We start from the raw sequence: 17,910 nt of genomic DNA, 5'->3' as shown, positions 1-17,910 counted from the left end.
ACCTGACGCACCAACTCGGCCGGACTGTTGGGTCGACCAGACAACTTTCTCGACCGGTCCCACGCCCGATCCTGCCGCCGTCGACGGCGTCTGGCCGACCGCCGTGCCGGGTGCCAGACTGGGCGCAGCCGGCGCCGGAGCCCCGCGCTCCCGCCGGGATCGCACTGGAGGTCGCGATGACACTCAACCCGGCGGGCATCGACCACCACCAGCGGGCGTGCGACGTGCTGGAGCGCAGTGCGCCCCTGCTCGTCGAGGCGATGCGCCGCGCTCCAGCCCCGGTCCGGCCGCGGAAGATGCGGTGGACCAACGCCGACATCGCGGCGCACATGTACGCGTCGGTGGCGGAGGCGGACAAGGTCGTCCGCGGCGAGCCGTCGCTGTACGACGGCGTGGAGCTGTCGGCCGAGCTCGACGAGCGGATGATCGCGGGCGTGCCGCAGCGGGACGTCGCGGAGCTCGCCGACATGGTCGCCGAGAGCACCGCGTCGTTCGTGGCCACCGCCCGCGCCCACGACGGGGACGAGGGCATCGGGCTCCCCCGGGCGACGGTGTCCACGATGGTCGGGCTGCTCGCGCTCGACCACCACCTGCACGGGGGCCAGTTCAGCGCGACGGCCGGCACCGAGTGGCACGGGAGGGTCGCCGACCTGCACTCCCCGCTGCGGGCCGTCGTGCCGTACGCGTTCGACCCGGTGGCCGCACGCGACTTCCGCGGCACCTTCCGCCTGCGGCTGCGGGGCGTGGAGCCGCTGACCTACGCGGTGGCCGACGGGCAGCTCGAGATGGACCCCGCCGGACGGGTGGACGTCGCGATGACCGCCGACCCCCAGACCTTCCTCCAGGTCGGCATCGGGACGGTGTCACAGCTGCGGGGGACCCTGACCGGCAAGCTGCGCGTCGGCGGTCGCAAGCCGTGGCTGGCCCTGGCCTTCCCCCGGCTGTTCCCGCCCGTCCCGCACGGTGGCGTCGACCGGTAGCGGACGCGACCGGGGGCGCCGACTGTGGCGTTGGTGCCAGAGTGTCCCCGTGGCCGAGGCGATCGACGACCACCTGGTCGAGCGGGTGCGGTCGCTGTCTGCCCCGGTGGGCTCGGTGGGCTCGATCGACGGTGACGGTGCGAGCGCGTACGTCGCCATGCTGCTCGAGCTGCTGGAGGCCCAGGTCCAGGCCCGGCACCTCGACTTCGCGGCGCGGTGGCTCCAGCAGCAGGGTGAGGGCTTCTACACGATCGGGTCGGCGGGGCACGAGGCGAACGCCGCGGTCGGGCTGCTGACGCGGGTCGACGACCCGGCGCTGCTGCACTACCGGTCGGGCGGGTTCTACGCCGCGCGGGCGGCACGCAACGCGCGCGAGCACCCGGAGGCTGCGACCACGCCGGTGCGTGACGTGCTGCTCGGCCTGAGCGCCGCCGCGGACGACCCGATCTCCGGTGGCCGGCACAAGGTCTTCGGGCACCCGGCGCTCCACATCGTCCCGCAGACGTCGACCATCGCCTCCCACCTGCCGCGGGCGGTCGGGCTCGCCTACGCGCTCGACAACCTGGGCGACCTCCCGGCGAAGCGGGTGTGGCCCCAGGACGCGATCGTCGTGTGCTCGCTCGGCGACGCCTCGGTCAACCACTCGACCGCGCAGGGCGCCTTCAACGCCGCGGCGTACCTGCACCACCGCGGCCTCGCGGTCCCGCTGCTGCTCGTCGTGGAGGACAACGGCCTCGGCATCAGCACCCGCACGCCCGAGGGCTGGGTCGTGGCGACGCTGGGCCGGCGAGCCGGCCTGGAGTACGTCGCGGCGGAGTCGCCGCGGCCCGACCGGCTGCTGGTCGACGTGAGCCGCGCGGTCGACCTGGTGCGCGAGCAGCGGCGGCCGGTGGTGCTGCACCTCAGCACCGTCCGCTACCTCGGCCACGCGGGCACCGACGTCGAGCTCGGCTACCGCAGCGCGGCCGAGATCCACCGCGACTACGACCGCGACCCGCTGCTGGCGACCGCGACGTACCTCGTGGAGACCGGCGTGCTGACGCCGGGCCAGGTGCTCGACCGCTACGAGCGCGCCCGCGCAGCCGTGATGCACGAGGCGGCGTCGGTGCTCGGCACGCGCCGGCTCGACAGCCGGCGCGCGGTGGTGCGCCCGGTGCACGACCCGGAGCCCCGGCCGGCCCCGCCGCGCACCGAGGTCCACGTCGAGGCGGGCGAGCCGCTCACGCTCGCGCAGTCGATCAACACCGCGCTCGGGCACGTCCTCGAGGAGCGGCCGCACGCGATCGTCTTCGGCGAGGACGTCGCCGTCAAGGGCGGGGTGTACGGCGTGACCCGCGGTCTGCGCAAGCGCTTCGGCGGGCGCCGGGTCTTCGACGCGCTGCTCGACGAGCAGACCATCCTCGGCACCGCGCTGGGCTCGGCGCTCATGGGTGTGCTGCCGATCCCGGAGATCCAGTACCTCGCCTACCTCCACAACGCCGAGGACCAGCTGCGCGGCGAGGCGGCGTCGCTGGCGTTCTTCTCCGACGGGCAGTACCGCAACCCGATGGTGGTGCGGATCGCCGGCCTCGCCTACCAGCAGGGCTTCGGCGGCCACTTCCACAACGACAGCTCGCTGGCGGTGCTGCGCGACGTCCCCGGCCTGGTGCTGTGCGTGCCCAGCCACCCCGCCGACGCCGCGCTGCTGCTGCGCGAGTGCGTCGAGCTCGCCGAGGTCGAGGGCCGGGTCTGCGTGGTCGTCGAGCCGATCGCGCTCTACCACTCCCGCGACCTGCACGAGCCGGGCGACGGGCTCTGGACCGCGCCGTACGACGTCACCGGCGCGGCGCGCGGCCCCCGGGCCCACGGCGACGGCGCCGACCTGCTGGTCGTGACCTTCGGCAACGGCGTCCCCCGGTCGCTGCGGGCGGTGCGGGCGGCCGGGGTCGACGCCACGGTGCTCGACCTGCGCTGGCTCTCGCCGCTGCCGGCGGACGAGCTCGCGGCGTACGCCGCCGGCTTCGGTGCCGTGCTCGTCGTCGACGAGACCCGCCGCTCGGGCGGGGTGGGCGAGGGCATCGTCGCCACCCTGGTCGACCGGGGGTACGACGGGCGGCTCGCGCGCGTCGCCGGCGCCGACTCCTACGTGCCGCTCGGCCCGGCGTCGCGGCTGGTCCTGGTCACCGAGGAGGAGATCGCGCAGGCGGCGCGCGGGCTCGTCGTCGTGTAGGAACGTGTCATGACGACGATCCCGACCCAGGCCGAGCTCGCGACGCTCGCGCTCGAGACCGCGCGACGCTGCGGCGTCGACCTCGACGCCGTCGCCGGCGACGTGACCACCGTGTCGCCCGTCAACGGGCAGCGGGTGGCGAGCCTCGCCCGCCACGGCGCCGCCGGCGTCGACGCGGCCGTCTCCCGCGCGCAGGACGCCTTCCTGGCCTGGCGGCGGGTGCCGGCGCCGGCCCGCGGGGCGGCGGTCAAGCGGTTCGGCGAGCTGCTCGCCGAGCACAAGGACGACCTCGCCGTCCTGGTGAGCATCGAGGCCGGGAAGATCACCTCCGAGGCGCGCGGCGAGATCCAGGAGATGATCGACATCTGCGACTTCGCGGTCGGCCTCTCCCGCCAGCTCTACGGCCGGACCATGCCGTCCGAGCGGCCCGGCCACCGGCTGATGGAGACCTGGCACCCGCTGGGCGTCGTCGGCGTGATCTCGGCGTTCAACTTCCCGGCCGCGGTGTGGTCGTGGAACACCGCGATCGCGCTGGTCTGCGGCGACCCCGTCGTCTGGAAGCCCTCCGAGCTCACACCGCTCACCTCGCTCGCCTGCCACGCCGTGCTTCTGCAGGCGCTGGCCGAGCACGACGCGCCGGCGGGGCTGTCGCAGGTCGTGCTCGGAGGGCCCGAGGCCGGCGAGGCGCTGGTCGGTCACCCGGGCGTCGCGCTGCTCTCCGCCACCGGCTCGACCCGGATGGGCAGCGCCGTCGGGCCGCGCGTGGCCGAGCGGTTCGGCCGCTCGCTGCTCGAGCTCGGCGGCAACAACGCCGCCGTGGTCGCCCCGAGCGCGGACCTCGATCTCACCGTGCGCGGCATCGTCTTCTCGGCGGCCGGCACCGCCGGCCAGCGCTGCACGACCATGCGCCGGGTCATCGCCCACCGCAGCGTCGCCGACGAGCTGACCGACCGGCTGTCCGCGGCGTACGAGCGGCTGCCCATCGGCAACCCGATGGCCGACGGCGTCCTCGTCGGGCCGCTGGTCAACCGTCGGGCGTACGACGCGATGGCCGCGGCCGTCGAGCAGGCGCAGGCCGACGGCGGCTCGCTCGTCGCCGGTGGCGGCCGGGTGCTCGAGGACGCCGCACCCGACGCCTTCTACGCGCGCCCGGCGATCGTGCGGATGGAGAAGCAGTCCGACGTGGTCGGGCGTGAGACCTTCGCACCGCTGCTCTACGTGCTGCCGTACGACGACTTCGCCGAGGCGATCGCCCTCAACAACGCGGTGCCGCAGGGTCTGTCCTCGAGCGTGTTCACCTCCGACGTCGCCGAGGCCGAGCTCTTCTGCTCCGCCGAGGGCTCCGACTGCGGCATCGTCAACGTCAACATCGGCACCTCGGGCGCCGAGATCGGCGGCGCCTTCGGCGGTGAGAAGGAGACCGGCGGCGGCCGCGAGTCCGGCTCGGACGCCTGGCGCGCCTACATGCGCCGCGCGACCAACACGATCAACTACTCCGGCGAGCTCCCGCTCGCCCAGGGCGTCGACTTCACCGTCTGACCGGCACCGGCGCCGGACAGCGCTCAGCCCTGTCGCGTGCGCCAGTGGCTCGGGGGCGCACCGCGCTCGCGCTTGAACGCGCGGCTGAAGGCCTCCTCCGACTGGTAGCCGACCCGGTGGGCCACCTCGGAGACGGTCAGGGTGGTGGTGGCCAGCAGGTCCTGGGCGAGGTGCATGCGCCACTCCGTGAGGTAGCGGATCGGTGAGCGGTGCAGCACCTGGCGGAACCGGTCGTCGAGCACCGAGCGGGAGACCGCGGTGGCGGCGGCCAGCTCCTTGACGCTCCACTGGTGCTCGGGTCGTCCGTGCATCAGCGCCAGGGCGGGCGCGAGGACGGGATCCTGCAGGGCAGCGAGCCAACCCCGCTCGCTCGACGGCTCGGCCGAGAGGTGGACCCGCAGCACCTCCATCAGCAGCAGCTCGGGCAGGCGGGTCTGGAGGACGGCGGCGCTGAGGTTCGACGGCCGCGTGGCCTCCAGGGCGTAGTCGATGCTGGCGCGCACCCAGCTCGACGCCGGCCCCTCGGGCAGGCGGACGACGAAGACCGGCGGCAGGGCGCGCATCGAGGGGTCGAAGAGCGGGTGCTCGGAGTGGAGGTAGCCGCAGACGACGTCGGTGCGCTCGCCGCCCCCGCCCTGGCGCACCACCGGGATGTTGTCCCACGGCGGCGGGGTCGGCAGCGCGAGCGCGACGGGATCGGCCGGTGAGTGCCCGCCGAGCAGGTAGCGGCCGCCGTACGGCATCACGATGACGTCGCCCTCCGCGGCCCAGTGCCTGATGCCGTCCTCCATGGCGACCCAGCACTCGCCGGCGGCGACGATGTGGAAGAGGATCAGCCGGTCGGCGCGCGGGGTGAGCGCCGCGGCGAAGGCCAGCGGAGCCGACTCGAAGGTGAACTGGTCGGTGAACTCGGCACGGAAGAAGATCGCGCCGGCGAGGCGGATCTGCTCCAGCGTCGCGTTGAGCGTCTCGCTCGGACCGTCGGGTCCGGTCACGTCGTCCCAGCCTTCTCCGAGTCCGGCGTTCCTGCTAGCCCTTGCGGCTTCCCGGTCATGGGCTCCGGAGCCCGGCGCCAGCAGGGTTGATGGCGATCACTATCCCATCCACCGAAAGGCTGACATGTCCACCTTCCCTCCCCTCTCCCACGTCGCGCTGACCGTGCGCGACCTCACCGTGAGCGCCCCGTGGTATCGCGCCCTCTTCGGCAGCGAGCCCGCGATCGACGAGGACACCGACCCCGACCTGCACCACACCGTGTGGGTGGTCGGCAACGGCACCCTGATCGGGCTGCACCAGCACGGCACGCCGGCTCCCCCCGAGGCGTTCAGCGAGCTCCGGGTCGGGCTCGACCACGTCGCGTTCGGCGTGGGGACCCGGGCCGAGCTCGAGGCCTGGGCCGCCCGCCTCGACGAGCTCGACGTGCCGCACGGCGCCATCAAGGACGCCTCGTACGGGTCCGGGCTCTCCTTCCGCGACCCTGACGGGCTCGCGCTCGAGTTCTTCGCCCCGCCCGCCGCCTGACCCCGAACCCGACAGGAGCAACACATCATGAACCGACGCATCAAGCTGGCCCTCGCCGCCGTGGGCACCACCTTCCTCGCAGTGGGGCCCGCCCTCGGCGCCTCGGCCGCCGACTTCGTGCCCAGTGGGCAGCGCATCCTGGGCCAGAGCGTGGTCGAGCCCGTGTACGACGGCGACCACGCCGGCGTGGTGGGCTTCATCAGCACCCCGGAGCACGCGCCCCTGCTCAGCGACGAGCACGCCCGCGCGCCCCTCTATCTGCCGGTCTACCCGGCCGGGGCCACCGTGGGGCAGCTGATCTGCCCGCACGTCCCCGTGGACACCTGCCCCGACCACGGCCCCGCGATCGCGGGCCTCGCGCAGTCGATCGAGCCGGACGTGTACGCCGCGGGCGTGATCGGGCACGACCACGTCGCCCAGCTCGAGGGCGCCGGGACCCGGGTGTCCCTGGTGCCGACCCTGGTGCTGTTCACCTCCAGGGCCGCGGCCGACGAGCACCTCGTCACGACCGACGAGATCGACGCGGCCGTCGCGCGGGGCGACGCAGTCGTGCAGCCGCTGCCGCCGGCGGCTCTCCACGCCGAGCAGGTCTCGACCCGGGTCTGGCAGCGCGCCACCCCGGTGCAGTGAGACTCCGTGCGGGGCCGGCGTCCGGCCGGCCCCGCACGGGAGCACCGACCCACGGACCGCCGGGCGTCAGGAGGCCCCCGACCTCGCGGCCGCCGGGCCGTCGGAGCTGGGGGACTCGAGGGCGAAGGTGACCGCCTGGGCGGCGGTCATCGCGCGGCCCCGTGCGGTCGCCGCGGCGTAGGCCTCCGCGCCGAGGGTCGCCTCGACGGCACGCCGACACCGCTCCACGTGCACCTCGTCCGCCGGCGCGAGCGGGATGCCGATCCGGCTCCGCATCTCGTCCGAGGCACCGAGGAGGCGGGCGGACCGTTCGGCGAGGCCGAGTGCGCGGGCCTCGTCGGCGCAGACCACGAGGGTCTCCGCCAGGTGGTCCTCGTCGTCCGCGTCCACGAAGAACAGCACGGCGGAGCGCAGGCGCGGCGCGGCCGCTGCGAGATCTCCCTGGGCGATGGCGGCGGTGGCGATGCCGAGTGAACCGATCGCGGCGCCCCAGTCCTCACCGAGCCCCTGGTCGATCTCGTGCGACTCCTCGAAGAGGCGCCGGGCCGTGCTGAAGTCCCCGTCGTCCATGGCGACCTGGGCCAGGTTGAACGTCGTGACCGAGATCCCCTCCTCGTCGCCGATCTCGGTGCGGATCTGCAGCGCCTCCTCGTAGAGCTCTCGCGCCCGTGCCGTCGAGCCGACCTCGCGGGACGCCGATGCCAGGCTGTTGAGCGCCCTGCCCAGCCCGGTCCGGTCCGCGACCTGGCGGAACAGCTCCACCGATTCCGCCAGCACGACGGCGGCACCCGCCTTGTCGGCCTGCTGGTCGAGCAGGACGCCGAGGCGTTGCGCCAGCTGCGCGCGCAAGCGCGTCGGGATGTCGGGGAGGGCACGGACGCGCCACAGCCACGCCGCGCCCTCGGCGGGTCGGCCGTGGGTGTACCAGTGCATGCCCAGGGGGACCGCGATGGCGGCAGCGGGTTCCGCCGCTGGAGGCTCCGCCTCGAGAGCCCACTCGAGGGCGGTCAACAGGTTGGCCAGCTCGTCCTCGAGGCGATCGCGCCACGCGACCCGGTCGGGGCCGTGCCTGCCCTCCTCGATGCGCGAGGCGAGCGCAGCGTAGAAGTCCGCGTGCCGGCGGCGCGTCTCGTCCAGCTCACCGGTCAGCTGCCCCTGCTCCAGCGCGAACTCGCGGATGGTCTCCAGGAGCGAGAGGCGCCCGGTGCCGGAGTCGCGGCGCACCAGGCTGTGGTCGAGCAGGACCTCGATCCCCGCCAGTGCCTCGGGGTCGTCAGCCACGGTCACCAACGCGTCGACCGTGAACCCGCCCACGAACACGGCGGCGCGACGCAACAGCGCGGCTGCTCCCGGAGGCAGCAGGTCGTAGCTCCAGGCGATGGTGGCCCGCAGCGTCTGCTGCCGCGCGGGGACGTCGCGCGGCCCGCTGCTCAGCAGTCCCAGCCGGCTGTCGAGGTGTGCCAGGACCTGCTCGACCGTCAGGAACTTCGTCCGCGCCGCCGCGAGCTCGAGGGCCAGGGGAAGGTGGTCGAGGCGGGCGCAGATCTTCCCGACCACCTGGGCCTCCGCCGCGCTCACCTCGAACGCCGGCTGCGTGGCGCGGGCCCGCTCGACGAAGAGCTCGACCGCGTCCCGGGGAGCGAGCAGCTGGAGGGGGTACTCGTGCTCCGCGGAGATGCGGAGCGGGACGCGGCTGGTCACGACCGCCTTCAACCGCGCCGCGCCGGCCAGCAGGGTGGCCAGGTCGCCCGCGGCCGGGGTCAGGTGCTCGAAGTTGTCCAGGACCAGCAGGACCGCGCGGTACCTCAGGTGGTTGACGAGGTTCTCGACCGGTGGGACACCGGGAGTGCTCGGAACGTCGAGCGCCGCCTCGACCGCGGTGGCGACCTGCGCCGCGTCGGTGACCGCGGTGAGGTCGACGAAGACCAGGCCGTCGCGGAAGGCATCGCCCAGGCGCCCTGCGACGGCGATCGCGACGCGGGTCTTGCCGGTGCCACCGGTCCCCGTGATGGTGACCATCCGTACGTCGTCGCGCCGAACCAGCTGTTCGACCGCCGCGAGATCGGCATCGCGACCCACCAGCCGGGTCACGGCGGACGGCAGGTTCGAGGGCGTCTCGAGGCTGTTGAGCGGCGGGAAGTCGCTGTCGAGGCCCTCGATCCGCAGCTGGTGGATCCGCTCCGGCTGGTCGAGGTCCTTGAGGCGGTGCTCCCCGAGGTCGCGCACGGTGACGCCGTCCGGGAGCTCCGCGACCGTCCGCGTGGCCTCGGAGAGCAGCACCTGACCGCCGTGACCTGCCGACGCGATGCGCGCGGCGCGGTGGACGTCCAGCCCGAGGTAGTCACCGTCGGCCTGGATCGGTTCGCAGGTGTGCAGTCCCATGCGCACGCGGACCGGAAGCCCGCCCGGCCAGGCCTGGGCCGCCAGGAGGCGCTGGGCCTCCACGGCCGCGGCCACGGCAGGCGTCGCCTGCTGGAACACGGCGAAGAACGAGTCCCCCTCGGTGCGCTGCTCGTAGCCGCCGTGGCGCGAGATCGCCTCACGCAGCACCCGGCCGTGGAGGGCGAACGCCGTCACCGCGTCGTCGGCTGTGAGTGAGCGCAGCAGGCGGGTCGACCCCTCGATGTCGGTGAACAGAAGGGTGACGACCCCGGTGGGACGGTCGGCGTTCACGCTGCCCGGGTCCCTTCCGGAGTCGCGCTCGCGGGTTCACTCATGGCCTCAACGCTCCAGGGTGGGTGGCCGGACGGGGAGGGTCACGCGGAACGTGGTCCGCCCCGGGACGGACCGGAGCGCGAGGTCGCCGCCGTGCTCCACCACCACGATGCGGTGGCTGATCTGGAGGCCGAGCCCGGTGCCCTCCCCCGGTGGCTTCGTGGTGAAGAACGCGTCGAAGACGCGCTCCTGCATGTCGGCCGGGATGCCGGGCCCGTTGTCCTCGACCTCGACCACCACGCTGTCGCCCTCGCTGCGGGCCCGGACCGTCACGGTCGGGTCGGGGACGCCCGAGAGCGCGTCGCAGGCGTTGCGCACCAGGTTGGTCCAGACCTGGTTGAGCTCTGCGCCCAGCGCCGTGATGCGCGGCAGGTCGGCTTCGTACTCCCGGATGATCCGGACCCCCGGCGTCGTGTGCCCCCAGAGCAGCAACGTGTCCTCGAGGCCACCGACGACGTCGACCTCCTGGACGGGCGCTCGGTCGAGGTAGGAGTAGGACCGCATGGCCTGGACGGTCTCGTACACACGACGCGTGCACTCCACGACCTCGGCCGCGGAACGACGGACCTCCATCGCGCGGGCCACGAGGTGCACGACGCGCGAGAAGTCCTCGACGACGAGCAGGCGTTCGAGGTCAGGCTCCGTGATGCCCCCCTCGACCAGCGTCGGCGCGAGCCGCCAGCAGTCCTCGACGCCGCGCTCGGCCAACCAGTCCTCGACGGAGGCCTCGAGGTCGCTGGCCTGCACGGCGGTGCGGGCCGTGAGGTCACGGCGATCGAGCTCGGCCAGCAGGTCGGCGACCGCACTGCCTGCCTCGCCGGCGGCCGACGAGGCCAGCTCGGCCGCCTGGACGACGAGCTGCTCGGCCGTGCGCTGTGCGGCGGCCGCGGGGTTGTTCAGCTCGTGCGCGACGCCGGCCGTCATCACCCCGAGCGCCAGCATGCGTTCCTGGTGGCGGAGCCGTTCGTTGGTCTCGCGGACGCGACGCGACAGCGGCTTCAGGATCGACAGCGCTGCCGACGGGCTGGTGGCCACCAGGTCGTCCAGGGCGGCCTTGGGGATCGCCAGCAGCTCGGTCGCCGTCCGGGCGCGGACCGTCGCGGCACGGGGTTCATCGTCCAGCAGCGCCATCTCGCCGATGACCTCGCCGGCGCCGCGTACGGCGAGCAGCACCTCGCGCCGGCCGGCGGTCTTGAGGACGTCCACCTCACCCGAGGAGACCACGAAGGCTCGGTCACCGGCCTCGCCCTCACGGAAGAGCACCTCACCCGCCTGCAGGCTGACGACGCCGGCCTGGCTGCAGATCCTCGCCAGGTCGTGATCGGCGAGCTCGGCGAAGAGCTCGACACGGCGGAACTTCTCGAGTGCCACAGCGTCACCCGGTCCTGCGGCAGGCAGGTGCGCGGCGTTCGCACGCCGTGTTCGGACAGCCTCGCGGAGTCGTGAGGCAGCCCCTGGCACCTGCGTTCACCCGGGCCTCCTGGTCGGACGGCACGATCGTCCCACCGCACCCGGCCCCAGTGACAGGCTCCGGCCACAACTGACCGAGGACCTCTCGACCAGCGTCGGGATCAGGCGGGCCGGCGAGCGACGACGTACAGACGTTGGGTCGTCTCACCTCGGGCCGCGACCGGCCCGCGCAGGTACCACTCCACGTCGGCGAGCCCGGCGGCCTCGACCACCCCGACCACGAACGCGGGGTCGTGCAGCACGAAGTCGAGGTCGACGTCGTGACCCAGCCACTCGTCGAGGTGGCGGACCTCGGAGCCCGCGTGCAGCCCGAGGACCAGCCACCCGCCGGGGTCGAGCGGGCGGGCCAGGGCTGCGACCGCCTCGGGCAGCTCGGAGGCCGCGAGGTGGATCAGCGAGTACCACGCCAGCACGGCGGCCCAGCCCGAGCTCGCCCGCGGCCGGCTCAGCCGGCGCAGGTCCTCCACCTCGAACGTGGCGTCCGGGAAGCGCCGGCGGGCCGCAGCGACCATGGCCGGCGACAGGTCGGTCCCCGTGGCGTCCGCCCCACCGTCGGCCAGGTAGGCCGTGACGTGTCCCGGGCCGGAGCCGACCTCGACCACCGGTCGTCCCGCCGCCTGGGCGAGCACCCGGTCGAGCAGCCAGGTCTCCAGCGGCAGGCCGTCGAGCTCGTCGGCGAACCGGTCCGCGTAGTCCGCGGCCACGGCGTCGTACGACGCCCGCACCTGCGCGTCCCTCACCTCCGCGCCCTGCGCGAGGGGGACATCCCGGTCGACCACCGTCGCGGCAGCAGCCGTCACGGGCTCCGGCACGGGCCCGAGGAGGTGCACCCAGCGCCGGTCCTGCTGTCCCGGGCGGCGCTCGAGCTCGCGCACCAGGGGTTCGGGACGCCCCGCCATCCGGCGCAGGCACGCCTCGACCTCCTGCCGGTCCGCGAAGTCGTGCAGGCGCTGCGTGCGGGTGCGCAGCTCACCCGGCGCCTGCTCGCCCCGGAGCAGCAGCACTGTCAGGAGGGCGCGCTCGTCGGTGTCGAGGCCCAGTGCCTCGTCGAGGGTCTGGTGGTACTTCAGCACCCGACGCCCGGCGTCGGCCCACACGATCCGCAGCAGCCCGCGCTCCTTGAGCGCCCGCGCCCTCCGCTCGACGGTCTCCAGGTCGAGGTCGAGGACGGGCTCGCGGTTGCTCGTCTGGTTGCAGGCGGTCCGCAGCGCGTTGGCCGTCAGCGGGTACGACGCCGGCACGGTCATCTGCTTCTCCAGCAGGCTCCCGAGGATCCGCTGGTCCTCGGGCTCGAGGACCAGCAGACCGTCCATCCTCACGCCCCCGGCCTTCCGTGGTCGAGATCGGCTCGCACCCGGCCGATCGTAGCGACGGACCCGACCGGGCGTGGGGCCTCGGGCGTGTCACTCCTGGGGTTCGGCGGCCCCCGGGGTGTTCGCGGGCTGTCGCGAGCGGGACACCACCGCCTCGAGACGGCTGCGCGTCTCTGCGGACGAGACGTCGTCGAGCGACGACCACGCCGCTGCGGCCGCTGCCAGCTCGGTGAACATGCTGTCGATGCGGTCGAGCAGCTCGGAGGTCAGGTCCGCGGTGAGGGCGACGACGGGCAGCCGTTCGGGGAGGACCTGTCGTCCGTGGAACTCCCGCCGGTCACCCGCACCACCGACCCCGCGCTCCAGGAGCTCCAGCGGCCCACCGGTTTCGAGGTACTCCGCGGCAATGGCGGCGAGCGCGGCCACCGCCGCTCGAGCCGCCTCGGCGGTCGCGGTGGCCGACGCCGCCAGTGCCACGGGGGTGGAACGGTCGGCGTTGAACAGTCGCAGGAGTCCCTCGACGTGGAGCTGCGGCTCCTCCGGCTCGCTCTCGAGCCAGGCAGCGAGTGCCGCGCGGCCGGCAGGGGTGATCGTGTAGCGCTTCCGGGTGCGCCGGCCGGCCGGCTCCTCGTCGCTGGTGGCCCAGCCCAGTGCCACGAGCTTGCGCTGCTCCCGGTAGAGGTGGGCCTCGGAGACCGGCCAGACGAAGCGCAGGCTCCGCCGCATCTGGGTCGTCAGCTCGTAGCCCGTCTGGGGTCGCGCGGCCAGCAGGCCCAGCAGGCCGAAGGTGGCCGGTGATGTTGACGCCGTCACGCCGTGATTCTACTCTCAATGAGAGTAGGACGGCAGAGGGAGCGCGACATGCGTGACGTCGGGGCACTGGTCGAGGTGAGCATCGCGGTCGAGGACGTCGCGGTCGGTCGGGACTTCTGGTCGTCGGTCACCGGCCTGGCGGTCGCCGACCAGGACGTCCGAGCCGGGTGGGCGCAGCTCGAACCCGGGCCGGTGAGCTCGACGGGACCGGTGCTGTCCCTGCACCGCGCCACCCTCCCCACGTCGGCTGCTGCCCCCAACCGGGGGCATGTCGACATCACGGTGGCGGACGTCGACGTGGCCGTCGCGCGGGTGCGCCGGCTGGGCGGAGGTCTCAAGGTCGGTCCCGCCGTCTATCCCCGACCGATGTCGGAGGCCGACGGGACGCCGGAGATCGACTGGGCGGTGGTCACCGACCCCTTCGGCAACGAGTTCTGCGTCATCCGCGACCTGGAGGAGGTCGAGAAGGCGGCGCTGCAGGCCTCCTCGGCGTGGAACGCCCCGGCCGACGACTCCACGTGGGACCAGCGCACCCTCGCGGGTCGGTACGACGACGCCCTCTGGAGGCGCATCGCCCGCGATGCCCGGTATGCGCAGGGTGCCCCCGAGGGCGACACCGCGGGCGACACCGACGTGTCCACTCCCGTCGGGGAGCTGCGGTGCTGCGTCATCAACGTCGACGACCTCGCGGTCGGGCTCCAGTTCTGGTCCGCGCTGGTGGGCGTGGGTCCCATCTCGTCCGACTGGCCGTTCCGGTTCGCGTACCTGGGGGACGAGCACGAGGGCCAGCAGGAGTGGCGGCACCAGCTGATCCTGCAGCGAACCCACGACACCGCTCGCGACGACGCCGACCGCGTCCACTACGACATCGCGGTCGACGACCTCGACGAAGCGGTCGGACAGGTGCGCTGGATGGGAGGCATCCCCGGCGCCACCAGCTCCGAGCCACACCTGCTGGCCATGCACGCCCACGAGGACGCGCGCCGCCTCGTCATGCGCGACCGGAGCGGCAACTCCTTCTGCCTCGTGCAACGGGACCGACCGGTCTGACCCACGCACGACGCGCGGTCCCGTTCCCCCACCAGGGCGGGGCTGCTCAGCCGCGCCATCGGAACTCGTCGCCCCCTCGATGTATCCGGGGGCCGGGTGGCGCCTCCGCACTCGTAACAGGGCATGCGCCCGAGCTCTCGGAGGGGGATGGCTGTGACCACTGCAAGCATCGGAGAACAGGGCCGCGTCGGCGACGGCGCACCAGGAGTCGTCGGTCGTCTCGGCGACCTCTTCAGGTCCTCGGTGATCTACCGGACCGCGGTCGCCGCGTGGATGAACTTCCTGATCGGCCTCGTGGCCGTGACCACGATCGTGCTGACCTACGTGCTGCCGGAGGGCAGCTTCCCCGACGACGACGTGTGGGCGGTGGGCGCCCTGAAGCTGTTCGCCCTCTGGTGCCTCGCCTTCGTGCCCGGGTGGCTCTACGTCCGCTTCCTCGGGCTGCGCGCCGGCGTGCTGTGGGCGGAGTACGTGCTCAACCTCCACCGCATGGGGTGGGACAGCAAGGAGAACCTGCCGGCTCCTCCCCCGGGCTCGACGTCCGACTGCGGCCACGTGGACGGGACCGCGTCGGAGTCCAACGTCTACCGGCAGAAGTTCGACGCCTACTACGGGCGTCGCGTGTCGAGCCTGTCGGTCGACCCCACCGACAACGAGAACTTCCGGGTGTCGGTCGAGACCCTCTTCCCGATCTTCCTGTGCACCACCGTGCTGGCGGTCGGCTGGTCGGCCGTCCTGTGGGACACCGACTTCGTCCTGTCGCCCTCCGGCCCCTGGGACGCGCTGAAGTTCGGCTTCCTCGGCGCGTACGCCTTCGCCATCTCGATGCTGATCCGGCGCTTCTACCAGAGCGACCTGCGGCCCAGCGCGTACGCCGGTGTGGTGCTTCGCATCGTCCTGGTGCTGCTGATCGTGGCGGTGCTCCACCAGTTCTTCGCCCTCAGCGCGACCCCCGGAGCGCCTCTGAGCCACACCGAGATGGTCACGGCGTTCATCGTCGGCTTCTTCCCTCTGGTGGGGCTCCAGGCCTTGCAGCGCGTGGCGTCCAAGGCGCTGCAGGTGTTCGTGCCCCAGCTCTCGCCGGACTACCCGCTCGACCAGCTCGACGGCCTCAACGTCTGGTACGAGGCGCGGCTGACCGAGGAGGGCGTCGAGGACATGCAGAACCTGACGACCATGAACCTCGTCGACGTCATCCTGCACACGCGCGTGCCGGTCGGGCGTCTCGTCGACTGGGTCGACCAGGCCTTCCTGCTGATCCACCTCGAACCCGTCGAGCGCAAGGAGCTGGTCGCGCGGCGCCAGGACGGCACGCCCGCCGACACCGACCCGCGGAGCGGCGTCAACACCCGGATCGCCCTGCGCCGCGTCGGCATCCGCACCGCCACCGACCTGCTCAAGGCCGTGCCCGAGCCGGGCAAGCCGAGCGCGGCCATGAAGGCCATGGGCGTGGACGTCGACCAGCTGCAGGTGCTCGCGACGGTGCTCCAGAACGAGGAGGGCCTCACGCCCGTCTGGAACTGGCAGAGCCACGGCGTGCCCCGGTCGGCCGCGGTGTGAGTCGCCGGCGGGTGCCGTCGGCGGGCGGCTCGGCGCCTGCGGGCCTACCCTGCGGAGGGTGACCCCTGACGACGTCGGCCGGTACGCCGAGTCCCTGCCGGAGGTGAAGCGGAAGGGCACCGACGCGCGCCCGGCGTGGTACGTCCACGACCGCCTGGTCGTGCGGGTGCACGACCAGGACACCGTGGTGATCCGGGTCCCGCTCGGCGAGCGCGAGCGGCTGCTCGAGACCTACCCCGACGCATTCGGCGTACCGCCCCGGATGGAGGCGCACCACAAGGTCGAGGCCTACCTCGACCGGGCACCGGCCGTCGCCGTGCACGCCGCCATCGACCTCGCGTGGGAGATGCAGCGACGCTGAGCCCGGCCGCGGCACCGGCCTCAGGCTCGGCCCGGCGGCCGGTAGAGCGCGTCGACCGCGGCGCGGATGTCGTCGTCGCTGCCTTCGACGGGCTCGACGTAGAGCCGGCCTTCAGCAACCAGGTCGTCGCGGATCGTGAGGATGAGGACGCCTCGCATCGCGAACGCCGAACCGTCGCCGTGGTGCCCGAGCCACTCGACCTCTCCCCACTCGACCTCACCGTCACGGCAGGAGGCGACGACCCGTGCCCGGAAGTCCGGCACGCCGGCGAAGACCGCCGTCCAGTTCTCCAGGACCTGGGCCCTCCCGGAGAAGGCACGGTTGGGGTGCGCCGGCTGAGCGCTGCGGTAGTCGTCCGCGAAGAACGCCGCGAACCCCGCGGCGTCGTGGGCGTTCTGGGCCCCGGTCAGGCGTTCGAGCATCGACCCCATGGCCCGACTGTAGGACTGGGGCGACGCCGGGCACAGGTCCAGATCCACGGCACCGGTCGTGCGTCACGTCGGCGGCAGGCGCCGATGGGGGGATGACCGCACCCCACGACTCGTGCTGACCACACGCAGAGGCCCCCGCACCGTACGGTCACCGCCCGCAGCCGTGCGCCTGCCTCGATCGTCGTCAGCGCGCGGACGGAGTGTGCTGGAGCCATCGGACATCGGCAGCGAGAGGCAAGGCCATGAACCAGATCGTCGAGGAAGTGAGCGGCACCTGCACGCCGCGGAGCGCGCACCCGCACAACGGCTACTACGCGGGCGACTTCTCGCGAGTCCCGTTCAGGAAGCCCGACCTGCGCACGCTGCTCCACCTGACCCGTGATGCCGCCGTGTCCTCGCACCTGCGGTGACCGCCGTACGCCCGCCGGACCTCGGGAGTGCGGGCGGGGATCGGAGTGCGCGCCAGAGGCTCCTGCCCGTCAGACGCTCTTGCGAGCCTCCGTCCGCGGGCGTTCAATGAATCATCCACTGAGCGGCGGCCGGGTGTTCGGGCCGTCGATGTCGACGGGGGTCATCATGACCATCACACAGGGCGACCCACGGCTCCTCCAGGATCCAGTGGCGCAGGAGCTCCTCGGGTCACGCGAGCTGGCACGGCTGGCCTACACGTGGCTGGACGGCACGCCCCGGGTCGTTCCCCTCTGGTTCCACTGGACGGGGGAAGCGCTCACGTTCGGAAGCCCCGCCCGGGCTCCGAAGCTCCGGGCGCTGGAGCGGTCGCCGAGCGTGGCGGTCACGATCGACGCTTCCTCGGGGTGGCCCTACCACGCGCTCCTGCTTCGTGGCGATGCGACGGTGGACCGACTCGACGACGTGTCCGAGGAGTACGCCGCGGCAGCGCGCCGCTACTTCGGCGACGAGCAAGGTGCGGCCTGGGTCGAGCAGCTCCGCGGTCAGCCCATGGCGCGGATCTCGGTGAGACCGACGTGGGTCGGGGTGTTGGACTTCGAGACGCGGTTCCCGAGCGCGCTCTCGGTCTAGCGACCCGGCTACGCACACAGGGCCCCGACCGCGGTGCGGTCGGGGCCCTGGGTGGTTGCGTCAGGAGGAGACGCGGACGTTCTCGGCCTGGGGACCCTTGGGGCCCTGGGCGAGGTCGAACTCGACCTTCTGGTTCTCGTCGAGGGACTTGTAGCCGCTGGACTGGATCGCGGAGAAGTGGACGAACACGTCCTCACCGCCGCCGTCCTGCGCGATGAAGCCGAAACCCTTGTCGGCGTTGAACCACTTGACGGTTCCCTGAGCCATGATCTTTTCC

Annotated in this window: 17 protein-coding genes; 10 read left to right on the top strand and 7 right to left on the bottom strand. The window is 73.1% G+C overall.

Features of this window, described 5'->3' with window-relative positions:
• The first annotated feature begins 176 nt into the window (after positions 1 to 176).
• Genes ACFPGP_RS07610 through amaB form a run of 3 tightly spaced genes read left to right on the top strand, consistent with a single transcriptional unit; the run spans position 177 to position 4,728 of the window.
• Entirely contained in the window at positions 177 to 980 is an 804-nt protein-coding gene (locus ACFPGP_RS07610; protein ID WP_378588926.1) for a hypothetical protein, read from the top strand.
• A gap of 49 nt (positions 981 to 1,029) precedes the next feature.
• Positions 1,030 to 3,189 carry a thiamine pyrophosphate-dependent enzyme gene (locus tag ACFPGP_RS07605; protein ID WP_378588925.1) on the top strand — a complete coding sequence of 720 codons (2,160 nt, stop codon included), beginning with the start codon at positions 1,030 to 1,032 and terminating at the stop codon, positions 3,187 to 3,189.
• A 9-nt stretch (positions 3,190 to 3,198) separates the two neighbouring features.
• Positions 3,199 to 4,728 (top strand): L-piperidine-6-carboxylate dehydrogenase, encoded by a 1,530-nt coding sequence (amaB, locus tag ACFPGP_RS07600; protein ID WP_378588923.1) that lies wholly within the window; start codon positions 3,199 to 3,201, stop codon positions 4,726 to 4,728.
• A 23-nt stretch (positions 4,729 to 4,751) separates the two neighbouring features.
• Here amaB and ACFPGP_RS07595 read toward each other — a convergent pair whose 3' ends face one another.
• Positions 4,752 to 5,723: an AraC family transcriptional regulator gene (locus ACFPGP_RS07595; RefSeq protein ID WP_378588921.1), complete on the bottom strand. Its 972-nt coding sequence runs from the start codon at positions 5,721 to 5,723 to the stop codon at positions 4,752 to 4,754.
• A 124-nt stretch (positions 5,724 to 5,847) separates the two neighbouring features.
• Here ACFPGP_RS07595 and ACFPGP_RS07590 point away from each other — a divergent pair, with 124 nt between their 5' ends.
• Together ACFPGP_RS07590 and ACFPGP_RS07585 are read left to right on the top strand one after the other, a co-directional pair.
• Entirely contained in the window at positions 5,848 to 6,249 is a 402-nt protein-coding gene (locus ACFPGP_RS07590) for a VOC family protein (protein WP_378588920.1), read from the top strand.
• A gap of 27 nt (positions 6,250 to 6,276) precedes the next feature.
• Positions 6,277 to 6,879 (top strand): hypothetical protein, encoded by a 603-nt coding sequence (locus tag ACFPGP_RS07585; RefSeq protein ID WP_378588918.1) that lies wholly within the window; start codon positions 6,277 to 6,279, stop codon positions 6,877 to 6,879.
• A gap of 66 nt (positions 6,880 to 6,945) precedes the next feature.
• Here the strand turns inward: ACFPGP_RS07585 and ACFPGP_RS07580 are convergent, their stop codons facing one another.
• From ACFPGP_RS07580 to ACFPGP_RS07565, 4 genes are all read right to left on the bottom strand, one after another.
• A complete protein-coding gene (locus ACFPGP_RS07580; protein ID WP_378588916.1) occupies positions 6,946 to 9,552 on the bottom strand; it encodes an ATP-binding protein in 2,607 nt (868 codons plus the stop codon).
• Between the two features lie 48 nt (positions 9,553 to 9,600).
• Positions 9,601 to 10,965 (bottom strand): sensor histidine kinase, encoded by a 1,365-nt coding sequence (locus ACFPGP_RS07575; protein WP_378588914.1) that lies wholly within the window; start codon positions 10,963 to 10,965, stop codon positions 9,601 to 9,603.
• A gap of 200 nt (positions 10,966 to 11,165) precedes the next feature.
• On the bottom strand, positions 11,166 to 12,377 hold the full coding sequence (locus ACFPGP_RS07570) for a DUF480 domain-containing protein (RefSeq protein WP_378588983.1): 1,212 nt from the start codon (positions 12,375 to 12,377) through the stop codon (positions 11,166 to 11,168).
• 90 nt (positions 12,378 to 12,467) lie between these two features.
• A complete protein-coding gene (locus ACFPGP_RS07565) occupies positions 12,468 to 13,190 on the bottom strand; it encodes a PadR family transcriptional regulator (RefSeq protein ID WP_378588913.1) in 723 nt (240 codons plus the stop codon).
• Positions 13,191 to 13,238: 48 nt separating this feature from the next.
• Between ACFPGP_RS07565 and ACFPGP_RS07560 the strand changes: the two genes are divergently transcribed.
• The 3 genes from ACFPGP_RS07560 to ACFPGP_RS07550 all read left to right on the top strand — a co-directional run bounded on the left by ACFPGP_RS07560 (position 13,239) and on the right by ACFPGP_RS07550 (position 16,161).
• Positions 13,239 to 14,240, top strand: coding sequence for a VOC family protein (locus tag ACFPGP_RS07560; RefSeq protein WP_378588911.1), 1,002 nt, complete (start codon positions 13,239 to 13,241; stop codon positions 14,238 to 14,240).
• Positions 14,241 to 14,393: 153 nt separating this feature from the next.
• A complete protein-coding gene (locus tag ACFPGP_RS07555; RefSeq protein WP_378588909.1) occupies positions 14,394 to 15,800 on the top strand; it encodes a hypothetical protein in 1,407 nt (468 codons plus the stop codon).
• Positions 15,801 to 15,858: 58 nt separating this feature from the next.
• Positions 15,859 to 16,161: a hypothetical protein gene (locus ACFPGP_RS07550; RefSeq protein WP_378588907.1), complete on the top strand. Its 303-nt coding sequence runs from the start codon at positions 15,859 to 15,861 to the stop codon at positions 16,159 to 16,161.
• Between the two features lie 20 nt (positions 16,162 to 16,181).
• Here ACFPGP_RS07550 and ACFPGP_RS07545 read toward each other — a convergent pair whose 3' ends face one another.
• A complete protein-coding gene (locus ACFPGP_RS07545; protein WP_378588906.1) occupies positions 16,182 to 16,592 on the bottom strand; it encodes a nuclear transport factor 2 family protein in 411 nt (136 codons plus the stop codon).
• Between the two features lie 242 nt (positions 16,593 to 16,834).
• Here ACFPGP_RS07545 and ACFPGP_RS07540 point away from each other — a divergent pair, with 242 nt between their 5' ends.
• Both ACFPGP_RS07540 and ACFPGP_RS07535 read left to right on the top strand, forming a co-directional pair.
• Positions 16,835 to 17,002 carry a hypothetical protein gene (locus tag ACFPGP_RS07540; protein ID WP_378588905.1) on the top strand — a complete coding sequence of 56 codons (168 nt, stop codon included), beginning with the start codon at positions 16,835 to 16,837 and terminating at the stop codon, positions 17,000 to 17,002.
• Between the two features lie 166 nt (positions 17,003 to 17,168).
• Entirely contained in the window at positions 17,169 to 17,633 is a 465-nt protein-coding gene (locus ACFPGP_RS07535) for a pyridoxamine 5'-phosphate oxidase family protein (RefSeq protein WP_378588903.1), read from the top strand.
• A gap of 60 nt (positions 17,634 to 17,693) precedes the next feature.
• Here the strand turns inward: ACFPGP_RS07535 and ACFPGP_RS07530 are convergent, their stop codons facing one another.
• A complete protein-coding gene (locus ACFPGP_RS07530) occupies positions 17,694 to 17,900 on the bottom strand; it encodes a cold-shock protein (protein WP_378588902.1) in 207 nt (68 codons plus the stop codon).
• Between the last annotated feature and the right edge of the window lie 10 nt (positions 17,901 to 17,910).

Source organism: Nocardioides taihuensis (assembly GCF_042657275.1).
Taxonomy (GTDB): domain Bacteria; phylum Actinomycetota; class Actinomycetes; order Propionibacteriales; family Nocardioidaceae; genus Nocardioides; species Nocardioides taihuensis.
Note: the sequence above shows the minus strand (reverse complement) of the source record. Positions and strands in the feature narration are given on the sequence as shown.